At 41.3% G+C, this 24,037-nt stretch carries 23 protein-coding genes and 1 pseudogene; 20 read left to right on the top strand and 4 right to left on the bottom strand.

Going from position 1 to position 24,037, the window contains the following annotated elements:
• Positions 1-204 precede the first annotated feature (204 nt).
• The 4 genes and pseudogenes from HT687_RS00740 to HT687_RS00725 all read right to left on the bottom strand — a co-directional run.
• Positions 205-453: pseudogene (locus HT687_RS00740) on the bottom strand (hypothetical protein); the annotation flags it as partial.
• Positions 454-704: 251 nt separating this feature from the next.
• A complete protein-coding gene (locus HT687_RS00735; protein WP_023935671.1) occupies positions 705-1,472 on the bottom strand; it encodes a membrane protein in 768 nt (255 codons plus the stop codon).
• 16 nt (positions 1,473-1,488) lie between these two features.
• Complete coding sequence (locus HT687_RS00730) at positions 1,489-2,184, bottom strand: ABC transporter ATP-binding protein (RefSeq protein WP_054388000.1); 696 nt, start codon at positions 2,182-2,184, stop codon at positions 1,489-1,491.
• A gap of 4 nt (positions 2,185-2,188) precedes the next feature.
• On the bottom strand, positions 2,189-2,554 hold the full coding sequence (locus HT687_RS00725; RefSeq protein WP_000119153.1) for a GntR family transcriptional regulator: 366 nt from the start codon (positions 2,552-2,554) through the stop codon (positions 2,189-2,191).
• Positions 2,555-2,693: 139 nt separating this feature from the next.
• Between HT687_RS00725 and nrdR the strand changes: the two genes are divergently transcribed.
• The 20 genes from nrdR to HT687_RS00630 all read left to right on the top strand — a co-directional run.
• Positions 2,694-3,167, top strand: coding sequence for a transcriptional regulator NrdR (gene nrdR, locus HT687_RS00720; protein WP_001203672.1), 474 nt, complete (start codon positions 2,694-2,696; stop codon positions 3,165-3,167).
• Positions 3,168-4,337 (top strand): replication initiation and membrane attachment family protein, encoded by a 1,170-nt coding sequence (locus HT687_RS00715; RefSeq protein WP_023935674.1) that lies wholly within the window; start codon positions 3,168-3,170, stop codon positions 4,335-4,337.
• Positions 4,338-5,234, top strand: a complete 897-nt coding sequence (gene dnaI, locus HT687_RS00710; RefSeq protein ID WP_023935675.1) for a primosomal protein DnaI — start codon at positions 4,338-4,340, stop codon at positions 5,232-5,234.
• Positions 5,231-5,944 (top strand): NADPH-dependent oxidoreductase, encoded by a 714-nt coding sequence (locus HT687_RS00705; RefSeq protein ID WP_023935676.1) that lies wholly within the window; start codon positions 5,231-5,233, stop codon positions 5,942-5,944. Before dnaI ends, HT687_RS00705 begins: the two co-directional genes overlap by 4 nt.
• Before the next feature lie 13 nt (positions 5,945-5,957).
• Positions 5,958-7,268 (top strand): ribosome biogenesis GTPase Der, encoded by a 1,311-nt coding sequence (der, locus tag HT687_RS00700; protein WP_001207696.1) that lies wholly within the window; start codon positions 5,958-5,960, stop codon positions 7,266-7,268.
• A gap of 88 nt (positions 7,269-7,356) precedes the next feature.
• Positions 7,357-7,692, top strand: coding sequence for a hypothetical protein (locus tag HT687_RS00695; RefSeq protein ID WP_000400493.1), 336 nt, complete (start codon positions 7,357-7,359; stop codon positions 7,690-7,692).
• 31 nt (positions 7,693-7,723) lie between these two features.
• Positions 7,724-8,515 carry a hypothetical protein gene (locus tag HT687_RS00690; protein ID WP_054388001.1) on the top strand — a complete coding sequence of 264 codons (792 nt, stop codon included), beginning with the start codon at positions 7,724-7,726 and terminating at the stop codon, positions 8,513-8,515.
• A complete protein-coding gene (locus HT687_RS00685; protein WP_054388002.1) occupies positions 8,508-9,149 on the top strand; it encodes a hypothetical protein in 642 nt (213 codons plus the stop codon). Before HT687_RS00690 ends, HT687_RS00685 begins: the two co-directional genes overlap by 8 nt.
• A gap of 3 nt (positions 9,150-9,152) precedes the next feature.
• Positions 9,153-9,803, top strand: coding sequence for an ABC transporter ATP-binding protein (locus HT687_RS00680; protein WP_054388003.1), 651 nt, complete (start codon positions 9,153-9,155; stop codon positions 9,801-9,803).
• Positions 9,804-9,813: 10 nt separating this feature from the next.
• Positions 9,814-10,101 carry a hypothetical protein gene (locus HT687_RS00675; protein ID WP_054388004.1) on the top strand — a complete coding sequence of 96 codons (288 nt, stop codon included), beginning with the start codon at positions 9,814-9,816 and terminating at the stop codon, positions 10,099-10,101.
• Positions 10,102-10,246: 145 nt separating this feature from the next.
• The gene (gene secA, locus HT687_RS00670) at positions 10,247-12,760 is read left to right on the top strand and encodes a preprotein translocase subunit SecA (protein ID WP_001274079.1); all 2,514 of its coding nucleotides are present in this window, start codon (positions 10,247-10,249) and stop codon (positions 12,758-12,760) included.
• A gap of 80 nt (positions 12,761-12,840) precedes the next feature.
• Positions 12,841-13,872, top strand: a complete 1,032-nt coding sequence (locus tag HT687_RS00665; protein ID WP_000232198.1) for a 3-deoxy-7-phosphoheptulonate synthase — start codon at positions 12,841-12,843, stop codon at positions 13,870-13,872.
• A 1-nt stretch (position 13,873) separates the two neighbouring features.
• Positions 13,874-14,905, top strand: coding sequence for a 3-deoxy-7-phosphoheptulonate synthase (locus HT687_RS00660; protein WP_000864063.1), 1,032 nt, complete (start codon positions 13,874-13,876; stop codon positions 14,903-14,905).
• Between the two features lie 44 nt (positions 14,906-14,949).
• Positions 14,950-15,312, top strand: a complete 363-nt coding sequence (gene acpS / locus HT687_RS00655; protein WP_031233486.1) for a holo-ACP synthase — start codon at positions 14,950-14,952, stop codon at positions 15,310-15,312.
• On the top strand, positions 15,302-16,405 hold the full coding sequence (alr, locus tag HT687_RS00650; protein ID WP_023935689.1) for an alanine racemase: 1,104 nt from the start codon (positions 15,302-15,304) through the stop codon (positions 16,403-16,405). The genes acpS and alr overlap by 11 nt, the downstream gene beginning before the upstream one ends.
• A gap of 18 nt (positions 16,406-16,423) precedes the next feature.
• Complete coding sequence (gene recG / locus HT687_RS00645; protein ID WP_054388005.1) at positions 16,424-18,439, top strand: ATP-dependent DNA helicase RecG; 2,016 nt, start codon at positions 16,424-16,426, stop codon at positions 18,437-18,439.
• Between the two features lie 319 nt (positions 18,440-18,758).
• Positions 18,759-19,739 (top strand): acetylxylan esterase, encoded by a 981-nt coding sequence (locus HT687_RS00640; RefSeq protein WP_138701048.1) that lies wholly within the window; start codon positions 18,759-18,761, stop codon positions 19,737-19,739.
• Positions 19,740-20,396: 657 nt separating this feature from the next.
• On the top strand, positions 20,397-20,624 hold the full coding sequence (locus HT687_RS00635) for a hypothetical protein (RefSeq protein WP_000576348.1): 228 nt from the start codon (positions 20,397-20,399) through the stop codon (positions 20,622-20,624).
• A 242-nt stretch (positions 20,625-20,866) separates the two neighbouring features.
• Positions 20,867-21,100: a YSIRK-type signal peptide-containing protein gene (locus tag HT687_RS12270; RefSeq protein ID WP_316043892.1), complete on the top strand. Its 234-nt coding sequence runs from the start codon at positions 20,867-20,869 to the stop codon at positions 21,098-21,100.
• On the top strand, positions 21,057-24,037 hold a 2,981-nt coding region (locus HT687_RS00630), incomplete at its 3' end, for a sialidase domain-containing protein (protein WP_345890528.1). The genes HT687_RS12270 and HT687_RS00630, both read left to right, overlap by 44 nt.

Here is a 24,037-nt window from a genome sequence, read left to right as displayed (position 1 = left end):
GACAGGTATGGGAACTGTGCCTATCAATATTGTAATTTATGGAAGTTGAAATAGTACGGTTCAGTTTTTAAAATATTGTTAGAAATTATAGTGAAATGAAATAAGAACAGGATAAATCGATCAGGACAGTCAAATCGATTTCTAAGAATGTTTTAGAAGTAGAGGTGTACTATTCTAGTTTCAATCTACTATGTTTTAAATTCCCTAATCAATTTGTATAGTCTTTATTTCATTGCCAAATTTCAAGTTCTCCATCAAGAAGTCTTCTCTGGGGGACTTGTAGTTCAAGTGTTTTTTAGGATAGTTATTAATCCAATTTTCGATGAATGCGACTTCTTTGGGAGTCGTTTTCTTAGTTCCTTTAGGTAACCATCTCTGAATGAGCCTATTGTGATTCTCATTAGTTCCCCTTTCCCAAGAGACATAGGGGGGTGCATAATAGATATGCTCCTTAGCACTGCTTTGAGGTTGTAGATAGAACTGACGAAGTCAGCTCAAAACATGGTTTTGAGGTTGTGGATAGAACTGACGAAGTCAGTAACCATACCTACGGCAAGGTGAAGCTGATGTAGTTTGAAGAGATTTTCGAAGAGTATTAATTGGTTAGAAGGATTCGTCTGTAAGATAAAGTTAGACGGAAAATGAGATAAAATCAAAAAGGATAGCCTCTCTGTGATGAGATGTTATCCTTTTTGATTTTAAAACTATTGCAAGTTAACCTTGTTTCTCAAAATATAGTAGGTTCCGAGATAAAAGATAGCTATGAATATGAGTTCTTTAACAATGCCTATGCTTGCTCCCATATAGAAATTATCATTAAATCCTGCAAGTGAATTGACATAGAAGTTAGTACTGGTATTGAAGAAGACTTCAATAAAGCCAATGACGATTTGGATCCCAATGTAGGCTGCAACAGCGAGTGCTGTACGGTATTCATTGAAAAGCTGTCCAATGGAAATAGCCAAGTAGATGCAGAGGATTCCAGAAACGGTATTTAGTAGGAAGGATAACCCCACAAGAGAGAGTTGAGGAAGGTATGTTCCTACAAGTGGGAACAAGTCATAATGTGACATCCATTCTGGAACCGTTATAGTCACAATAAGAAAAGCACTTAGAGCCAGTACAACCGAGCTAAGTATAGACCAGATAAAGGCTCCGACTAATTTAGCAGTGATGATATAGTGCTCAGAAACTGGCAAGGTCAAAGTCAGATAGCCTTGTCGGTCATAGACACTACCTTTAAAGCGTTTAATAATCAAGAAAATGGTTGAAATCCCCAGTGTAATCATCAAGCCACCAAAGACAGTAGCTAGAAAAATGAGTAGGACAGGTTGGTTTTCTTTGACAGGCAGATTGTTATAGGTCTGTGCTTGTATCCCGATAAGGGCAGAAAGGACTAGCACAGCACCATAAAGGGCTAAATACCACTTGTTAACATTTTTAAATTCGTAGCGAACTAAATTCCAAAACATAAATAATCTCCTTTGCTTAGGCCTTAAATTCCTGACGGAAGAGCTGGTCAATGGATTCACCAGACTCATAGCGAATGTCATCTACATTGCCTTGACGGACGACTTTTCCGTCTTTGAGGAAGACAATTTCATCCAAGATTGGCTCGATATCAGAAATCAAGTGGGTAGAAATCAAAACGGTAGAAGTTGGGGAGTAGTTGTTGATAATGGTATTGAGGATATACTCACGGGCTGCTGGATCCACCCCACCAATGGGTTCGTCCAGAACGTAAAGACGAGCATCACGGCTCATAACCAAAATCAGTTGTACCTTTTCCTTGTTTCCTTTTGATAGTTTCTTGAGACGACTATTTTCATCAATGCCGAGGTCTGCAAGTAGATGATGGGCGCGTTCAAGATTGAAATCTTTATAGAAGGTCTTGAAGTAGGTTAGGGCTTCTTTGACCTTCATTTGCTCATTGAGATAGGTCGTATCAGGCAAATAAGCTACAACGGCCTTGGTTGCTGGGCTTGGGTCCATGTCGTTGATGAGGACACGTCCTTGATCTGGTTGTAAGAGGCCGTTGATTAGTTTAATCAGGGTTGTTTTTCCTGAGCCGTTTGGCCCAAGAAGGCCGACAATTTTTCCAGCTGGAATGTCAAGAGAAACATTTTCAAGGGCTGGTGTTGCTCCATATGATTTGGATACATTTTCAAATGCTAGTAATGACATAGGCTTAAACTCCTTTAATATAATCACTGACTACGCCTGGTAGTTCTTCTTTTTCATAGCCAAAATGGGTCATGGAGGAAACGAAGTGTTCCAATTCTTCTTCTGATAATTGTTTGCGTGACTGGGCGATTAGCTCCTTATCCTTAGTCACAAATCGTCCAGTTGTTCGCTTGCTGTAGACAAATCCTTCTCGTTCAAGGTCTGATAAGGCTCTTTGGATGGTATTGGGATTGACACCAGCCTCACTAGCTAGCTCCCTCACGGTTGGAAGTTGTTGATTGGGTTCCAGTGTATGGGAAACAATCTGAAGCTTGATTTTCTCCATAATCTGTAAATAGATGGGTTTTTTGTTGTCAAATGTCCAGGACATCTTAGTCTCCTTTCTCTTACCCTTTTGTCTTAATTAAATAATACAACAAAACAAAAAACTTGTCAAGCAAAAAGAAGAATTGTTTTGGGAATCGTTTAAAAAATGGTATAATGAAAAGAAAACGATAAGGAGGGAAAGGATGCGTTGTCCAAAATGTGGGGCTACCAAGTCAAGTGTTATCGATAGTCGCCAAGCAGAAGAAGGGAACACCATTCGTAGAAGACGTGAGTGCGACGAATGCCAACACCGTTTTACAACCTACGAACGGGTAGAAGAAAGAACCTTAGTGGTTGTTAAAAAAGATGGCACACGGGAACAATTCTCCAGAGATAAAATCTTTAATGGGATTATCCGCTCAGCCCAGAAACGTCCTGTGTCAAGTGATGAAATCAACATGGTAGTCAATCGTATCGAACAGAAACTCCGTGGTCGAAATGAAAATGAAATTCAAAGTGAGGACATTGGGTCACTCGTCATGGAGGAGTTGGCTGAATTGGACGAGATTACCTATGTACGTTTTGCTAGTGTCTATCGTAGTTTTAAGGATGTCAGTGAGTTAGAGAGTCTGCTCCAACAAATCACCCAGTCCTCTAAAAAGAAAAAGGAAAGATAAATGAAGCCAATTGACCGTTTTTCTTATCTAAAGAATAATCGGGTGTCGCAAGATACCTCATCTCTGGTACAGTGCTACCTCCCGATTATCGGTCAGGAGGCACTGAGCCTTTATCTTTATACAATCAGTTTTTGGGATAATGGCAGAAAGGAATATCTCTTTTCAAGTATTCTCAACCATCTCAACTTTGGGATGGACAGATTTTTAAAATCCTTGAAAATCTTATCGGCTTTTAATCTCTTAACCCTCTATCAAAAGGGGGATGTTTATCAGCTAGCCCTCCATGCTCCTCTTTCAAGTCAAGATTTCTTGGAGCATCCTGTGTATCGCAGACTTTTGGAGAAGAAGATTGGTGATGCCGCTGTGGAGGATTTGAAAGATGAAAGTGCTGAGGGTGAAGAAATACCTGTCTCACTCAATCAAGTCTTTCCAGACTTAGCAGAACTGGGAAGTCAAGAAGACCTTAGTCTCAAGAAGAAAGTGGCCAACGATTTTGACTTGGATCATTTTCGTCAGCTTATGGCTCGAGATGGGCTTCGCTTTGCGGATGAGCAGTCCGATGTCTTAAACCTCTTTGCCATTGCCGAGGAGAAGAAATGGACTTGGTTTGAAACTTATCAATTGGCTAAGTCAACAGCTGTTTCCCAAGTCATTTCAACCAAACGCATGCGGGAAAAAATCGCTCAAAAACCTGTTTCCTCTGACTTTAGTCCTAAGGAAACAACCATTATCAAAGAGGCCAAAAGTAAAACTGCCCTGCAGTTCTTGGCAGAAATCAAGCAAACACGCAAGGGAACCATCACCCAAACAGAAAGAGAACTCTTGCAACAGATGGCTGGTTTGGGCTTGCTGGACGAAATCATCAATATCATTCTCTTATTGACCTTTAATAAGGTGGATTCGGCAAACATCAATGAGAAATATGCCATGAAGGTGGCTAATGATTATGCCTATCAAAAGATTCATTCGGCAGAAGAGGCAGTCTTGCGAATCCGTGAGCGTGGGCAGAAGAATCAGGCTCAAAAAAGCAGTACCCCTAGTCCTGCCAAGTCCAATGTACCCAAGTGGAGCAATCCAGATTATAAAAATGAAACCAGCGAGGAAACTCGTCTGGAACTAGAACGTAAGAAACAAGAACTATTAGCTCGATTAGAAAAAGGAGGAGATTAGATGGAAAGTGTCGGAGACGTACTCAAGCGTCAACCTAGCCGTTTTCATTATCAAGATTTGGTCCAGAAAATCATGAAGGACCCTGATGTTGCGGCCTTTATCCAGCAAGAATCCTTGACCCCAGAGGAATTGAATCGCAGTATCTCCAAGTTTAATCAGTACATCACCGAGCGCGACAAGTTTCTCCGTGGTGATACGGATTATATTGCCAAAGGCTACAAGCCGATTTTGGTTATGAATCATGGCTATGCGGATGTTTCTTATGAAGAAACTCCTGAGCTAATCGCGGCTGAAAAAGAAGCGGCTATTAAGAACCGTCTCAAGCTAATCAATCTACCAGCCAGTCTCAAGAAAGCTAGTTTGGCTCAAGTTGACTTGGATGATTTGGGGCGCTTACCAGTTTTTGAAAAGCTACTAGCCTTCGTGGAGCAATATCCAGCTATTCGAAAAGGTCTTTACTTATATGGAGACTTTGGTGTGGGTAAAAGTTTCATGGTGGCGGCCTTAGCTCATGATTTATCAGAAAAACGTGGTGTTTCATCAACTCTCCTCCACTATCCTAGCTTTGTCATTGATGTCAAAAATGCTATCAGTGATGGCAATGTTAAGACCTTGGTGGATGAGATTAAGCTGTCTGAGGTCCTGATTTTAGATGATATTGGCGCCGAGCAATCAACCGTTTGGGTGCGTGACGAAATCCTGCAGGTCATTCTCCAATATAGGATGCAGGAAAATTTACCGACCTTTTTCACATCCAACTTCAACTTTGAAGATTTGGAGAAGCATTTTGCGAAAGTGAAACATGGAAATGACGAAACCTGGGAAGCCAGACGGGTCATGGAACGCATCCGTTATTTGGCTGAGGAGACTCGTTTAGAAGGAGTAAACCGTCGATGACAGAAACCATTAAATTGATGAAGGCTCATACTTCAGTGCGCAGGTTTAAAGAGCAAGAAATTCCCCAAGTAGACTTAAATGAGATTTTGACAGCAGCCCAGATGGCATCATCTTGGAAGAATTTCCAATCCTACTCTGTGATTGTGGTACGAAGTCAAGAAAAGAAAGATGCTCTGTATGAATTGGTACCTCAAGAAGCTATTCGCCAGTCTGCTGTTTTCCTTCTCTTTGTCGGAGACTTGAACCGAGCAGAAAAGGGAGCCCAGCTTCATACCGATTCATTCCAACCCCAAGGTGTAGAAGGTCTCTTGATTAGTTCAGTCGATGCGGCTCTTGCTGGTCAAAATGCCCTGCTGGCAGCTGAAAGCTTGGGCTATGGTGGTGTCATTATTGGCTTGGTGCGTTACAAATCAGAAGAAGTGGCAGAGCTCTTTAACCTGCCTGACTACACCTATCCTGTTTTTGGGATGGCACTGGGTGTGCCAAATCAAGAACATGAAGTTAAACCTCGCTTGCCATTGAATCAAGTGGTGTTTGAGGAAGAATATCAGGAACAAACAGTTGATGTGATTGAGGCTTATGACCGTGTACAGGCTGACTATGCTGGGGCGCGTGCGACCACAAGCTGGAGTCAGCGCCTAGCAGAACAGTTTGGTCAAGCTGAACCAAGCTCAACTAGAAAAAATCTTGAACAGAAGAAATTATTGTAGAAAGTGAGAAATTATGGCCCTACCAACTATTGCCATTGTAGGACGTCCCAATGTTGGGAAATCAACCCTATTTAATCGGATCGCTGGTGAGCGAATCTCCATTGTAGAGGATGTCGAAGGAGTGACACGTGACCGTATCTATGCAACGGGTGAGTGGCTCAATCGTTCCTTTAGCATGATTGATACAGGAGGAATCGATGATGTCGATGCTCCTTTCATGGAACAAATCAAGCACCAGGCAGAAATTGCCATGGAAGAAGCCGATGTTATCGTCTTTGTCGTGTCTGGTAAGGAAGGAATTACCGATGCAGACGAATACGTAGCCCGTAAGCTTTATAAGACCCACAAACCAGTTATCCTCGCAGTTAACAAGGTGGACAACCCTGAGATGCGAAATGATATCTATGATTTCTATGCCCTCGGTTTGGGTGAACCACTGCCTATCTCATCTGTCCATGGTATCGGTACAGGGGATGTGCTAGATGCGATCGTAGAAAATCTTCCAAATGAATATGAGGAAGAAAATCCAGATGTCATTAAGTTTAGCTTGATTGGTCGTCCTAACGTTGGAAAATCAAGCTTGATCAATGCTATCTTGGGAGAAGACCGTGTTATTGCTAGTCCTGTTGCTGGAACAACTCGTGATGCCATTGATACCCACTTTACAGATACAGATGGTCAAGAGTTTACCATGATTGATACGGCTGGTATGCGTAAGTCTGGTAAGGTTTATGAAAATACTGAGAAATACTCTGTTATGCGTGCCATGCGTGCTATTGACCGTTCAGATGTGGTCTTGATGGTCATCAATGCGGAAGAAGGCATTCGTGAGTACGACAAGCGTATCGCAGGATTTGCCCATGAAGCTGGTAAAGGGATGATTATCGTGGTCAACAAGTGGGATACGCTTGAAAAAGATAACCACACTATGAAAAACTGGGAAGAAGATATCCGTGAGCAGTTCCAATACCTGCCTTACGCACCGATTATCTTTGTATCAGCTTTAACCAAGCAACGTCTCCACAAACTTCCTGAGATGATTAAGCAAATCAGCGAAAGTCAAAATACACGTATTCCATCAGCTGTCTTGAACGATGTCATCATGGATGCCATTGCCATCAATCCAACACCGACAGACAAAGGAAAACGTCTCAAGATTTTCTATGCGACTCAAGTGGCAACCAAACCACCAACCTTTGTCATCTTTGTCAATGAAGAAGAACTCATGCACTTTTCTTACCTGCGTTTCTTGGAAAATCAAATCCGCAAGGCCTTTGTTTTTGAGGGAACACCGATTCATCTCATCGCAAGAAAACGCAAATAAAAAAGTAGAATCTGGAATGACAGTTCCGGATTTTTTTGATATAATAAAATAATAGAAAACGCTATCAAAAGAAGGGGGGATGTCGGTGATGGAACATTTGTTTAAATTCTTACTTTTAGCACCGTACTTTTATTTTGATAACTGGATTGAAAAGGCCAACAGAAATAGTAAGTTTTTTCCAATTTTTTATTATTTTTACTGGTTTTACATCCCCTTCTATTCTCTTTTTAGCCTTGCTTGGACAGTTGTTTCAGTTCTGTTTTTCAATACCGTCTTGAGAAATGTGACAGATATCAAGTTATGGGGCATTTGGTTTCTTTTTATTCTGCTAGCTATTGGTATGAATTGGTTAACTTATTCCTGTTTCAAAGAAATGTTTCGCTTGAGACAGGAACTAGGGAAGTCTAAGGGTGGAAGGCATTGATTTATATCGGTTTTTTAATAGGAGGTGGCTTATGAAGATTCCTCTCTTAACTTTGGCAAGGCATAAATTTGTTTATGTCTTGCTTACTTTGCTTTTTCTTGCTTTGGTTTATCGTGATGTTTTGATGACTTATTTCTTTTTTGATATTCATGCGCCCGATCTAGCTAAATTCGATGGACAAGCAATTAAAAATGACTTATTAAAATCAGCATTAGATTTTCGTATTCTCCAGTTCAATCTAGGTTTTTATCAATCATTTATTATTCCAATCATCATTGTTTTGCTAGGTTTTCAATATATTGAGCTGAAAAATAAAGTTTTACGATTGAGTATTGGAAGAGAAGTGAGTTATCAAGGGGTAAAAAGAAAGTTGACTTTGCAAGTTGCAAGTATCCCTTGTGTGATATATTTAGTGACTGTGCTGATAATTGCAATTTTAACTTATTTCTTTGGGACTTTTTCTCCTCTTGAATGGAATTCTCTATTTTCTAATGGGAGTAGTTTACAAAGGTTCTTGGATGGAGAGATAACAAGCTATTTGTTCTTTACTTGTGTCCTTCTAATCGGTATCTTCATCAATACGGTCTATTTTTTAAAAATAGTTGATTATTTAAGGAATGTGACTCGTTCGGCAATCGCCTATTTGATGTTTCTTTGGCTTGGTTCTATGTTACTCTATAGTGCCTTGCCTTACTATATGGTTCCTATGACGAGTTTGATGCAAGCTAGCTATGGGGATGTAAGTTTGATGAGACTCTTTACTCCTTATATCCTTTATATTGTCCCCTATATGGTACTTAAAAAATATGAAGATAATGTTTAAGAACTTTAACAATATTTGGCTAAAGAGAAAGATCGTTTTACTACTTCGTATAGTTCTGATGATGATTTTGATTAACTATCTATTGTCAATAGCGGTTCAAAAGCAGGATGTTTTTCTCTTTTTCAAGAGGGAATTGATTTCAATCTTTTCCTATAATGACTATTCTGAAGCGAATTTAGAAATCCCCAAATTCTTGTTAAACCTTTCGATTTTCATGGTTGGATGGCTCTCTGTCATTTTGCTTGAAAGTGATTTGGCAGACCATTACCATCACTTGATTCGCTATCAATCAAGCTCCTTTTTCGATTATACAAGGAAACGATTGGTTGTCATCTCTAAATTTTTTATTCAAGATTTATTTGTCTGGTTTCTTGGTTTACTTCCTCTAGGAATTCATTTCAAAACAGTCGCACCTTTCTTTTTACTTGCTCAGTTAATGATGTTGTACTTGCTACTGTCTTATCTGATAGCACTGATTAGTGCGGGCGCTGGTTTTTCCTTTTTTCTCTATTTTTTAGCATTTGTGGGACAAGAATGGATGATGGATCATATTGTAATAGTATATTTAGGACTCCTAAGTTTATTGGTTATCTTGATTGTTAGTCGTTTGGAAGAGAAATTTAAGAAAGGATAAACGATGAGACTTGAAATTATAAATGGACAGAAAATTTATGGGAAAAGACCTATTTTAAATCAGTTGAATTTGGTGTTTCAATCAGGAAAAATTTATGGACTTAAAGGTGATAATGGATCTGGTAAGACAGTTCTTTTAAAGATACTTGCTGGTTATATTAAGCTTGATAAAGGAAAAGTTCTTCAAGATGGCAAAGTTTACGGGGTAAAAAATCATTATATTCAGGATGCAGGGGTTTTAATTGAAAAAGTTGAGTTTCTATCTCATTTATCCCTGAGAGAAAATTTGGAACTGTTAAGGTATTTTTCATCTAAAGTTACGGAAAAAAGAATTGCCTATTGGATTCAATACTATGATTTACAGGAATTTGAAGACGTTGAGTACCGTCATTTATCCTTAGGAACGAAACAAAAAATGGCTTTGATCCAAGCCTTTATTGCCGAACCATCTATACTCTTTCTCGATGAACCTATGAATGCTTTGGATGAGAAGAGTGTGAGGTTAACCAAACAGGTCATTTTATCTTACCTGAAAAAAGAAAATGGTCTGGTTATCCTGACATCACACATATCGGAAGATATTTCAGACCTTTGTACAGATGTATTAGTTGTCGAAAATGGGCATATACAGTATTCAAAAGATATACAAGCTTAGGAGGTAGCTTATGGTACATCTAAAATCATTTATTACACGCTATTCCAAGGTCTATATTGGTTTAGTTCTGTTAATATGGATTGCTTTCTTCTTTCTTCCTTGGGGCAGTCCGATTCTGGGGGGGAAGATTGACCTCTTCAGCATACAGAAAGTCTTGCTAGTTTTTGGCATTCTGTCCATTTTGATGGCCTTGCTGTCCAAGAAAGTCAGTCTCTTTGTTTTTGGATTGATCTGCTGTCTTTCTCTTTGGATTAACCTATTTATCCTATTTGCTATTTTGCCGATTTTTGGTAATTAAAGTATCATAAAAGTCAGAGAGGTTAGCTTGAAAACTAGCCTCTTTTTCCTTTTCAAAATGGGGATTCTTCCTTGAAAATAATCAGTAATTGTGCTAAAATTAAAAGAACATTCTAAAATATTCGGAATTTAAAGTAAGGAAAAACATGGCTAATATTTTAAAAACAATTATCGAAAATGATAAAGGAGAAATCCGTCGTCTGGAAAAGATGGCTGACAAGGTTTTCAAATACGAAGACCAAATGGCTGCTTTGACTGATGACCAACTAAAAGCAAAAACAGTTGAATTTAAAGAACGTTATCAAAATGGAGAATCGCTGGATTCATTGCTTTATGAAGCATTTGCGGTTGTCCGTGAGGGTGCCAAACGTGTCCTAGGTCTCTTCCCATATAAGGTTCAGGTCATGGGGGGAATCGTTCTTCACCATGGTGACGTGCCAGAGATGCGTACAGGGGAAGGGAAAACCTTGACTGCGACTATGCCGGTATACCTCAATGCCCTTTCAGGCAAAGGGGTTCACGTAGTTACGGTTAACGAATACCTATCAGAACGTGACGCGACTGAGATGGGTGAATTGTACTCATGGCTTGGTTTGTCAGTAGGGATTAACTTGGCTGCCAAATCTCCAATGGAGAAAAAAGAAGCCTATGAGTGTGACATTACCTACTCAACCAACTCAGAAATCGGATTTGACTACCTACGTGATAACATGGTCGTTCGTGCTGAAAACATGGTACAACGTCCGCTTAACTATGCCTTGGTCGATGAGGTTGACTCTATCTTGATTGACGAGGCCCGTACACCTTTGATCGTATCAGGTGCTAATGCAGTTGAAACCAGTCAGCTCTACCATATGGCAGACCACTATGTAAAATCTTTGGACAAAGACGACTACATCATCGATGTGCAGTCTAAGACTATTGGTTTGTCTGATTCAGGGATTGACAAGGCTGAAAGCTACTTCAAGCTTGAAAATCTCTATGACATCGAAAACGTAGCTCTTACTCACTTTATCGATAATGCCCTTCGTGCCAACTACATCATGCTTCTCGATATTGACTATGTGGTGAGCGAAGAGCAAGAAATCTTGATTGTCGACCAATTTACAGGTCGTACCATGGAAGGTCGTCGTTATTCTGATGGCTTGCACCAAGCTATTGAAGCCAAAGAAGGTGTGCCAATCCAGGATGAAACCAAGACATCTGCCTCAATCACGTATCAAAACCTTTTCCGTATGTACAAGAAATTGTCTGGTATGACGGGGACAGGTAAGACTGAGGAAGAAGAATTCCGTGAAATCTACAACATTCGTGTTATTCCAATCCCAACAAACCGTCCTGTTCAACGGATTGACCACTCAGACCTTCTTTATGCAAGTATCGAATCTAAGTTTAAAGCGGTTGTCGAAGACGTTAAGGCTCGTTACCAAAAGGGTCAGCCTGTCTTGGTTGGTACAGTAGCGGTTGAAACTAGTGACTACATTTCTAAGAAATTGGTCGCAGCTGGTGTTCCTCACGAAGTCTTGAATGCCAAAAATCACTATAGAGAAGCCCAAATCATCATGAATGCTGGTCAACGTGGTGCCGTTACCATCGCAACCAACATGGCGGGTCGTGGTACCGACATCAAGCTTGGTGAAGGTGTTCGTGAACTTGGAGGACTTTGTGTGATTGGTACAGAACGTCATGAAAGTCGTCGTATCGATAACCAGCTTCGTGGACGTTCAGGTCGTCAAGGAGATCCAGGTGAGTCACAATTCTACCTCTCTCTTGAAGATGATTTGATGAAACGTTTTGGTTCTGAACGCTTGAAAGGCATATTTGAACGCTTGAATATGTCTGAAGAGGCCATTGAGTCTCGTATGTTGACGCGTCAGGTTGAGGCAGCTCAGAAACGTGTCGAAGGAAATAACTACGATACCCGTAAACAAGTCCTTCAATACGACGATGTCATGCGTGAACAACGTGAGATTATCTATGCTCAACGTTACGATGTCATCACTGCAGACCGTGACTTGGCACCTGAAATTCAGGCTATGCACAAACGCACGATTGAACGTGTCGTCGATGGTCATGCGCGTGCCAAACAAGATGAAAAACTTGAAGCAATTTTGAACTTTGCTAAGTACAACTTGCTTCCAGAAGATTCTATTACGATGGAAGATTTGTCAGGCTTGTCTGATAAGGCCATCAAGGAAGAGCTTTTCCAACGTGCCTTGAAGGTTTATGATAGTCAGGTTTCAAAACTACGCGATGAAGAAGCAGTTAAAGAATTCCAAAAAGTTTTGATTCTACGAGTGGTGGATAACAAGTGGACAGATCATATCGATGCCCTTGATCAATTGCGTAACGCGGTTGGACTTCGTGGTTATGCTCAGAACAACCCTGTTGTTGAGTATCAGGCAGAAGGTTTCCGTATGTTTAATGATATGATTGGTTCGATTGAGTTTGATGTGACACGCTTGATGATGAAAGCACAAATTCATGAACAAGAAAGACCACAGGCAGAACGCCATATCAGTACAACAGCGACTCGCAATATCGCTGCTCACCAAGCAAGTATGCCAGAAGATTTGGATTTGAGCCAGATTGGACGCAATCAACTTTGCCCATGTGGTTCTGGTAAGAAGTTTAAAAATTGTCACGGTAAAAGACAATAAAATGAGATAGTTTAGAGGCGGATATCTTGTGAAAAGTAAATTTTTACTTGGTATCCGTTTGCTTTATAAGGAGATGACTTATGGTATTTACAGCAAAAAGTCCTAAAATAAATATCGAAGAAGTTCGTGCCTTATCAAAATTAGAAGGCCAAGCTTTGGAGAGAAAATCACAGCGCGATCAAGAGCTAGAAGCCATCATGCGTGGAGAAGACCAGCGGATTCTCTTGGTAATCGGTCCGTGCTCATCTGACAACGAAGAAGCTGTCCTTGAATACGCTAAGCGTTTGGCAGTCCTACAAGAAGAAGTGGCAGATCGTATCTTTATGGTTATGCGTGTTTATACTGCCAAACCCCGTACCAACGGAGATGGCTATAAGGGCTTGATTCACCAGCCTAACGCGACAGAAGCGCCTAGTCTTATCAATGGAATCAAAGCCGTTCGCCATCTTCACTATCGTGTCATCACAGAAACAGGGATGACAACTGCTGATGAAATGCTTTATCCTGAAAACCTTCCGCTTGTAGATGATTTGATTTCTTACATGGCAGTTGGTGCCCGTTCAGTTGAAGACCAGCAACACCGCTTTGTGGCAAGTGGGGCAGGATTTTCTACTGGTTTTAAAAATCCAACCTCTGGAAATCTCAATGTCATGTTTAATGGGATTTATGCTGCTCAAAACAAACAAAGTTTCCTTTTCTTAGGAAAAGAAGTAGAAACAACTGGGAACCCGCTTTCACACGCTATTCTTCGTGGTGCTCTTAATGAGTATGGTAACAATATTCCCAACTACTATTATGACAATTTAATTGAGACCATTGCCCAGTATGAGAAAATGGGCTTGGAAAATCCTTTTATCATCATTGATACCAATCATGACAATTCTGGTAAGCAGTATATGGAACAGATCCGAATTGTCCGCCAGACCTTGATTAACCGTGCTTGGAATGAAAAAATTAAGCAGTTCGTTCGTGGTTTTATGATTGAGTCTTATCTGGAAGATGGTCGACAAAATGAGCCAGAAGTATTTGGTAAGTCTATCACAGACCCTTGCTTGGGTTGGGATAACACAGAAGCTCTTGTCAGAGAAATTTACAAAACGTTAGGAGAATAAGATGGCATTTATTGAAAAAGGTCAAGAAATCGATATGGAAGTCATTAAGGCTGAAACCCAATTGTCTGCGGAAGCCTTGAGACTCAAGGAAAGCCGTGACAGGGAATTGGCAGACATTATTTCAGGGGAAGATGACCGTCTCCTTTTGGTAATTGGTCCTTGCTCTTCTGATAATGAAGAAGCTGTCTTGGAATATGCCCGCCGCTTGTCAGCCTTGCAAAAGAAGGTAGCGGACAAGATTTTCATGGTTATGCGCGTTTATACTGCTAAGCCTCGTACCAACGGAGACGGCTATAAAGGGTTGGTTCACCAGCCAGACACTTCTAAGGCTCCAAGCCTGATTAACGGTTTGCAGGCTGTGCGCCAGTTGCACTACCGAGTGATTACAGAGACTGGTTTGACGACGGCAGATGAGATGCTTTATCCGTCAAATCTAATCTTGGTGGATGACTTGGTCAGCTACCATGCTGTTGGCGCTCGTTCTGTGGAAGACCAAGAGCACCGCTTTGTGGCTTCTGGGATTGATGCACCAGTAGGGATGAAAAATCCAACCTCAGGAAATTTGGGTGTTATGTTTAACGCCATCTATGCTGCTCAAAATAAGCAAACCTTCCTTTATCATGGGCAGGAAGTTGAGACTTCAGGTAATCCTTTGTCCCATGTCATCCTCCGTGGAGCAGTTAATGAGTATGGCAATTATATGCCGAATTACTACTATGAAAACCTACTCCAAGCCATTGAACGCTATGAAACCATGGGACTTGAAAATCCCTTTATCCTCATTGATACCAACCATGATAACTCAGGCAAGCAGTATATGGAGCAGATTCGAATTGTTCGCCAGACCTTGCAAAATCGTGATTGGAATGAGAAAATTAAAAAGACAGTTCGAGGATTTATGATTGAATCTTACCTAGCAGATGGTCGTCAAAACCAACCAGAGGTCTTTGGCTGCTCTATTACAGATCCTTGCCTAGGTTGGGAAAATACAGAGGCTTTGGTAGAAGAAATCTATGCTACCTTGGCAGAATAAGTGAAAAGGATGGAGTTGGGGAATCTCAACTCCTTTTGATGAGAATGATAGTTGGACACGGAATTGACATCGAAGAATTGGCTTCGATAGAAAGAGCGGCTGCACGACATGAAGGCTTTGCCAAGCGCGTGCTGACAGCCAAGGAAATGGAACGGTTTAACAGTCTTAAAGGGCGCAGGCAAATCGAATATTTGGCTGGTCGCTGGTCGGCTAAAGAAGCCTTTTCCAAGGCCATGGGAACGGGAATTGGCAAGCTCGGTTTTCAGGATTTAGAAGTCTTAAACAATGAACGCGGGGCGCCTTATTTTAGTCAGTCACCATTTTCAGGAAAAATTTGGCTATCTATCAGCCATACCGATCAGTTTGTGACAGCCAGTGTCATTTTGGAGGAAAATCATGCAAGCTAGTCCGCATAGACCAACCAAGGCTCTGATTCATCTGGGAGCTATTCGACACAATATTCAGCAAATGGGGGCTCATATCCCTGAGGGGACACTCAAGTGGGCAGTGGTCAAAGCCAATGCCTATGGGCATGGGGCAGTAGCTGTTGCCAATGCGATTCAAGATGATGTCGATGGCTTCTGCGTTTCCAATATTGATGAAGCTATTGAACTCAGACAAGCTGGACTCAGCAAGCCAATCCTCATTTTAGGAGTTTCTGAGCTAGAAGTTGTTGCTCTAGCTAAAGAATATGACATCACCTTGACAGTGGCTGGACTGGAGTGGATTCAAGCACTCTTAGATAAGGAAGCGGACCTAACTGGATTGACAGTTCACCTCAAGATTGACTCAGGGATGGGACGGATTGGTTTTAGAGAGGCTAGTGAGGCTGATCAGGCTCAAGACTTGCTCCAACAACACGGTGTTCGTGTTGAAGGAATCTTTACCCACTTTGCGACTGCTGATGAGGAATCAGATGACTATTTTAATGCCCAGTTAGAACGGTTTAAAACCATTCTATCAAGTATGAAAGGTCTTCCAGAGCTGGTTCATGCCAGTAATTCGGCAACGACCCTTTGGCATGCAGAGACTATTTTTAATGCGATCCGTATGGGAGATGCCATGTATGGTCTTAATCCTAGCGGAGAGGTCTTGGATTTACCCTATGACTTGATTCCAGCCTTGACCTTGGAGTCTGCTCTGGTTCATGTCAAGACAGTTTCAGCTGGAGCTTGCATGGGCTACGGGGCGACCTATCAGGCAGATAGCGAGCAGGTCATCGCGACCGTGCCAATCGGCTATGCAGATGGATGGACAAGAGACATGGAAAATTTCTCTGTCTTGGTAGATGGCCAAGCTTGCCCAATTGTCGGCAGGGTTTCGATGGACCAAATCACTATTCGATTGCCTAAGCCTTACCCACTCGGAACCAAGGTAACCTTGATTGGCTCCAATGGGGATAAGGAAATCACTGCAACTCAGGTAGCGTCCTACCGTGGGACTATTAACTATGAGGTGGTTTGTCTTCTCAGCGACCGCATTCCGAGAGAATATGATTAGAAAAGAAAGGAGTGGAGCATGAATCTACATCAACCCTTGCATGTCTTACCTGGTGTGGGACCAAAGTCAGCAGAAAAATACGCCAAACTAGGAATTGAAAACTTGCAAGACCTCTTGCTTTACTTTCCTTTCAGATATGAAGATTTCAAAACCAAGCAAGTGCTGGAGCTGGAAGACGGAGAAAAGGCAGTTCTGTCTGGACAAGTAGTGACTCCTGCCAGTGTCCAGTATTATGGTTTCAAGCGCAATCGTCTGCGCTTTAGCCTCAAGCAGGGAGAAGTCGTTTTTGCGGTGAACTTCTTTAACCAGCCCTATCTGGCTGATAAGATAGAGTTGGGAGCAACTCTTGCTGTCTTTGGAAAATGGGACCGTGCCAAGGCTAGTCTGACTGGGATGAAGGTCCTGGCTCAGGTGGAAGATGATCTCCAACCTGTCTATCGCTTGGCTCAGGGAATCAGTCAGGCCAGTCTGGTCAAAGTTATCAAGACAGCCTTTGATCAGGGACTGGACCTCTTGATAGAAGAAAATCTGCCCCAGTCTTTACTAGACAAATACAAACTCATGTCCCGTTGTCAGGCTGTTCGTGCCATGCATTTCCCCAAGGATTTGGCAGAATACAAGCAGGCTCTTCGCCGTATCAAATTTGAGGAACTCTTTTATTTTCAAATGCAATTGCAGACGCTCAAGTCTGAAAATAGAGTTCAGGGAAGTGGTCTGGTTCTGAATTGGTCTCAGGAAAAAGTGACAGTAGTTAAAGAAAATCTACCTTTTTCCTTGACCCCAGCTCAAGAAAAAAGTTTGCTGGAAATTTTAACCGATATGAAGTCCGACCACCACATGAATCGTCTCCTACAAGGGGATGTGGGGAGCGGAAAAACGGTGGTCGCTGGCTTGGCCATGTTTGCGGCGGTGACAGCTGGCTATCAAGCAGCCCTCATGGTGCCAACAGAAATCCTTGCAGAGCAACATTTTGAGAGTCTACAGAGTCTCTTTCCAGACCTAAAACTGGCTCTCTTGACAGGTTCCTTAAAAGCTGCAGAAAAGAGAGAAGTCTCGGAGACTATTGCTAAGGGTGAGGCTGATTTGATTATCGGAACCCACGCTCTGATTCAGGATGGGGTGGAGTATGCTCGTCTTGGTTTGATTATCATCGATGAGCAACACCGTTTTGGTGTGGGGCAAAGGCGTATTTTACGGGAAAAAGGCGACAATCCAGATGTCCTCATGATGACGGCGACTCCCATTCCACGGACGCTTGCCATCACAGCCTTTGGAGATATGGATGTTTCCATTATCGACCAGATGCCAGCAGGTCGGAAGCCTATTGTGACGCGCTGGATCAAACATGAGCAACTAGCTCAGGTTTTGACTTGGTTAGAGGGGGAAATCCAAAAAGGTTCTCAAGCCTATGTCATCTCTCCTTTGATTGAAGAATCAGAAGCTCTAGATTTGAAAAATGCCATTGCCTTATCAGAAGAGCTGACGGCTCATTTTGCAGGTAAGGCAGAAGTGGCTCTTCTACATGGTAAGATGAAGAGTGACGAAAAAGACCAGATCATGCAGGATTTCAAAGAGAGAAAGACGGATATTCTGGTTTCGACGACGGTTATCGAGGTTGGGGTCAACGTTCCTAATGCTACGGTCATGATTATCATGGATGCCGACCGTTTCGGTCTCAGTCAGCTTCACCAGCTTAGAGGTCGTGTCGGTCGGGGGGACAAGCAGTCCTATGCTGTTCTCGTTGCCAATCCCAAGACTGATTCTGGGAACGACCGCATGCGCATCATGACAGAAACGACCAATGGATTTGTCCTGGCCGAAGAAGATTTGAAAATGCGTGGTTCAGGTGAAATTTTTGGAACCAGACAGTCAGGACTCCCAGAGTTTCAAGTAGCTGATATTATCGAAGATTTTCCGATTTTAGAAGAAGCCAGAAAGGTTGCTAGCTACATTAGTTCTATTGAAGGCTGGCAAGAGGATCCAGAGTGGCGCATGATTGCCCTTCATTTGGAAAAGAAAGAACATCTGGATTAAGCTTTCTCTAAGGAAAACTTAAGCTAGCTTTCAGGTTTGACCCTTATACTAGAGTCATCAAAAAGAAACGAGGACTCTCATATGACAGTAACGATTAAAGTAAATTACCAAACTACTTTCCAAAAGAAAGAAGCAAAAAACTAAGATTGAATAAAGGAAGAAGAGCGAAATGCTCTTTTTTCGTTTCTAAAACTACTTTCAGTCAATAGGCTTGAAGGAGGAAAAGCTAAATTCACTTTCTATTTATCCTTCTTTCTTGCATTGCTTTCTTAGATGTGCTACAGTTGTGGTAGCGATTACAAAATAAAAGGAGCATGCTATGAAAAATCCAGCTTTGTTAGAAGAAATGAAGACTTATAAAGGCAGGGACGAGGTTCCGGAAGATTTTGATGCTTTCTGGGATGAGGAAGTGAAAAAAGTTTCCACGCTTCCAGCCTACCACTTGGAGGAAAGAGATTTCCACATTCCTCAAGTCAAGTGCTATGAACTAACCTTTGAAGGAAGCAATGAAGGCAAGGTCTATGCACGCGTCGTTCTTCCAAAGAGTGAGGAGAAGGTTCCGCTAATCTTCCATTTTCATGGTTATATGGGACGTGGCTGGGATTGGGCCGACATGCTGGGCTTCACCGTAGCTGGTTACGGTGTTGTTTCCATGGATGTTCGAGGCCAGTCGGGCTATTCACAAGACGGTTTGCGTTCTCCTCTAGGAAATACGGTTAAGGGACATATTATCCGTGGTGCTGTGGAGGGTCGGGATCACCTCTTTTATAAGGATGTTTATCTGGATATTTACCAGTTGGTTGAAATTATTGCTAATCTGCCTGAGGTAGATGAGAAGCGTCTTTCTAGCTATGGTGCCTCTCAAGGTGGTGCTCTAGCTTTGGTTGCAGCAGCGCTCAATCCTCGAATTCAGAAAACAGTTTCCATCTATCCCTTCTTGTCAGACTTCAGACGGGTGATTGAGATTGGCAATACTAGTGAGGCTTATGATGAACTTTTCCGTTATTTCAAGTTCCACGATCCTTTTCATGAAACAGAGGAGGAAATCATGGCGACCCTTGCCTATATCGATGTCAAAAATCTTGCCCATCGTATCCAAGGTGAGGTTAAGATGATTACGGGCTTGGACGACGATGTTTGCTATCCCATTACCCAGTTTGCGATTTACAATCGTTTGATCTGCGATAAGGCTTATCGCATCATGCCTGAGTATGCCCACGAAGCCATGAATGTTTTTGTCAATGACCATGTTTATAACTGGCTCTGTGGGAGTGAGATTCCTTTCAAATATCTAAAATAAGGAGTCGACTCTAGGCACAAAATCTTAAAAATCACAAACACGCATAGTATCAGGGGATTAAGAAGACTTGATACTATGCGTTTTATCATGGAAATATTTATAGAATTTTTTGTTGCTAGCTTTGTCAAATTGCTTAAAATAATTTTTTTCAGAAAGCAAAAGCCGATACCTATCGAGTAGGGTAGTTCTTGCTATCGTCAGGCTTGTCTGTAGGTGTTAATACTTTCCAAAAATCTCTTCAAACCACGTCAGCTTCGCCTTGCCGTAGGTATGGTTACTGACTTCGTCAGTTTCATCTACAACCTCAAAACGGTGTTTTGAGCATCATGCGGCTAGCTTCTTAGTTTGCTCTTTGATTTTCATTGAGTGTAAAAAACAGATGAGTCTCTGTTTTCTTTTTATGGACTATAAATGTTCATCTGAAACTACTTTCAAGGATATTATTATACAAAAGAGTTTCTTGAAACTAAAATCTATTATACTACACTGTATTGAAAGCGTTTTAGAAATGAGGTATAATAAATTTGCTAACACTTATAAAAAGTGATAGAATCTTATCTTTATGTATATTTAAAGATAGATTGCTGTAAAAATAGTAGCAGCTATGCGAAATGACAGATAGAGAGAAGGGATTGAAGCTTAGAAAAGGGGAATAATATGATATTTAAGGCATTCAAGACAAAAAAGCAGAGAAAAAGACAAATTGAACTACTTTTGACAGTTTTTTTCGACAGTTTTCTGATTGATTTATTTCTTCACTTATTTGGGATTGTCCCCTTTAAGCTGGATAAGATTCTGATTGTGAGCTTGATTATATTTCCCATTATTTCTACAAGTATTTATGCTTATGAAAAGCTATTTGAAAAAGTGTTCGATAAGGATTGAGCAGGAAGTATGGTGTAAATAGCATAAGCTGATGTCCATCATTTGCTTATAAAGAGATATTTTAGTTTAATTGCAGCGGTGTCCTGGTAGATAAACTAGATTGGCAGGAGTCTGATTGGAGAAAGGAGAGGGGAAATTTGGCACCAATTTGAGATAGTTTGTTTAGTTCATTTTTGTCATTTAAATGAACTGTAGTAAAAGAAAGTTAAGAAAAGACAAACTAAGTGCATTTTCTGGAGTAAATGTCTTATTTCAGAAATCGGGATATAGATATAGAGAGGAACAGTATGAATCGGAATGTTCAAGAACGTAAGTGTCGTTATAGCATTAGGAAACTATCGGTAGGAGCGGTTTCTATGATTGTGGGAGCAGTGGTGTTTGGAACGTCTCCTGTTTTAGCTCAAGAAGGGGCGAGTGAGCAACCTCTGGCAAATGAAACTCAACTTTCGGGGGGGGGGGAGCTCAACCCTAACTGATACAGAAAAGAGCCAGCCTTCTGAGGAAGGAGAAAATATAACTCTTCCTGCAGAGCATGTAGAGTCTGTTTCAGAGACTGAACTTTCTGGCAATGAGCAAGAACAAGAAAGGGAAGATAAGCAAGAAGAAAAAATTCCAAGAGATTACTATGCACGAGATTTGGAAAATGTCGAAACAGTGATAGAAAAAGATGACTTAGAGACGAATGATTCAAATGGAAAAAGAGTAGACTTGTCTGATGAATTAGAGAAAGTAAAGGGACTCCAAAATGCAACTGTTCATGTGGAGTTCAAACCGGCTGCTGATGGTCCTAGTTTTTACAATCTCTTTTCTGCTTCCAGTACAACTAAAGTAAATGAGTACTTTACAATGGCAATCAATAATGGGACAGCTTTGATAGAGGGACGTGGAGCTGATGGTAGTCAATTTTATGGAAGTTATACAGATGCGCCTTTGAAGATTAGACCAGGCAAGTATAATTCGGTTACTTTTACTGTTGAAAGACCAAGAAAGGATAGTCCAAATGGTCAGGTTCGTCTTTATGTGAATGGTGTATTATCTCGTACGAATAAAAAGTCAGGGAAATTCCTGGCAGACATGCCAGATGTGGATAAACTTCAGTTAGGTGCAACTAATAGAGCAGGAGAACTGAAGTGGGGCTCAAATCTCTCTATTCGTAATCTGACTGTATACAATCGTGCTCTAACTCCAGAGGAAGTCAAAAAACGTAGCCAGTTATTTGATGTGACAGATATTGAGCCGTCACTTCCTGAAGGGGCAGTCTTGACAGAGAAGCAAGAGTTGTTTATGAGCGGTGTCAATGGTAAGCCAAATAGTGAAGGAATTAAGAGTTATCGGATTCCAGCTTTGCTACGTACGGATAAAGGAACATTACTGGCAGGGGCAGATCAGCGTCGTCTCCACCATTCTGATTGGGGAGATATTGCTATGGTCGTTAGGAGAAGTGAGGATGGGGGAACTACTTGGCAGCCAACCTTAACCTTGACCAACTTGCGAGACAATCCAGAAGCAAAAGATCCGCAGGCACCATCTCCACTTAATATCGATATGGTCTTGGTTCAAGATCCTACCACAAAGAGAATTTTTTCAATCTACGATATGTTTCCAGAAGGTCGAGCTGTCTTTGGAATGCCAAACAAACCTCAAAAAGCTTATCAACAAGTTGGAGATAAGCACTATCAATTACTATATAAACAAGGGGAAAATCAAGCATATACTGTCCGAGAAAACGGAGAAGTATATGATGCAAATAATCAAAAAACAGATTATCGCGTTGTAGTGGATCCAAAAGAAGAAGCCTACAGAGATAAGGGTGACCTCTATAAAGGAGAAGAGCTTCTTGGGAATATCTACTTTGCTCCATCTGCTAAAAATCCATTTCGTGTAGCCTATACGAGCTATTTGTGGCTTTCTTATAGTGATGATGATGGGAAAACATGGTCGCAACCAAGAGATATTACACCATCAATTCGCCAAGATTGGATGAAATTTTTAGGAACAGGTCCAGGTACAGGAATTGTGCTTAGAACAGGAGAGCACAAGGGTCGTATCTTAGTTCCTACTTATACCACCAATGCTATCTCCCATCTAAGCGGATCCCAGTCTTCTCGTTTGATTTATTCAGATGACCATGGAGAAACATGGCAGGCTGGAGCTGCTGTCAATGATGATAGGACAGTAGGCGGAAGGAAAATTCATTCCTCAACTATGAATAATAGTCCTGCCCAAAATACAGAGTCAATTGCTGTACAGTTAAATAATGGTGATGTGAAACTCTTTATGAGAGGATTAACGGGTGATTTACAGGTTGCCACAAGTAAAGATGGTGGGCAAACTTGGGACAAGGAAATCAAGAGATACAATCAGGTTAAAGATGTTTATGTCCAAATGGCTGCTATTCACACCATGCACGAAGGAAAAGAATACATCATTTTAACCAATTCAGGAGGACCTAAACGGACGAATGGAATGGCTCATTTGGCTCGTGTAGAGGACAACGGAGACTTGACTTGGTTACATCATAGACCAATTCAAAAAGGAGAGTTTGCCTATAATTCGCTCCAAGAATTAGGAAATGGGGAGTATGGTATCTTGTATGAACACACTGAAAAAGGACAAAATGACTATACCCTATCATTTAGAAAATTTAATTGGGACTTTTTAACAAAAGATCCGGTATATCCAACGAGTGTAACTATCAGGGACGTTCGTAAATTGGAAACAGAAGAAGAGGATGCAGAACAAGGTATCTTAGCTATGCAATTTGATTCTGAGGTACTAGTAAATTCTATTCCGACTTTGACTTTAGCGAATGGACACAAAGCTACCTTCTTGACCCAAGCAGATCAAAAAACTCTACTTTTCACCTTTAATAAAGAAGATGCAGGTCAAGAAATTACAGGTCTACTGGCCGGTAGAATTGACAGTATGCATGATTTACCAGTTACACTAGCTGGCAGTAGAATTCCTGAAGATGCGAAAGAAAATCCTGTCGAGACCATGAATACAGTAAGAGAAAATGTATCTGAGGAGATGACAGAAAGGAAGTCAGAGAAGGATAAATTATCTTTGGGGTCTTCAGATAGAATGGTAGCAAACTCTCCTCTTACTTCTTTTGCTCCTCGTTACCTCCAATCTTATGTAGGAGATGTTATTAAAACTGAGACTAAAGTTCCAATAACGACTGGTTGGAAGCAAGAAAATGGTGCGTGGTATTTTTATACATCTGCTGGTGAAGTGGTGAAAGGCTGGCATCAGGAAGCGGATAAATGGTACTACTTGAGTTCTACTGGTGCGATGGCAACTGGTTGGGTCAGAGATGGTAATCAATGGTATTATTTGAGTGAGAGTGGAGCAATGTCTACTGGCTGGGTTGAATCCAGTGGTGTGTGGTACTATCTCGAAGGTGACACGTG

The sequence above is a fragment of the Streptococcus sp. 1449 genome (genome assembly GCF_013276805.1).
Lineage (GTDB): Bacteria > Bacillota > Bacilli > Lactobacillales > Streptococcaceae > Streptococcus > Streptococcus pseudopneumoniae.
This window is presented reverse-complemented; position numbering and strand designations above follow the sequence as displayed.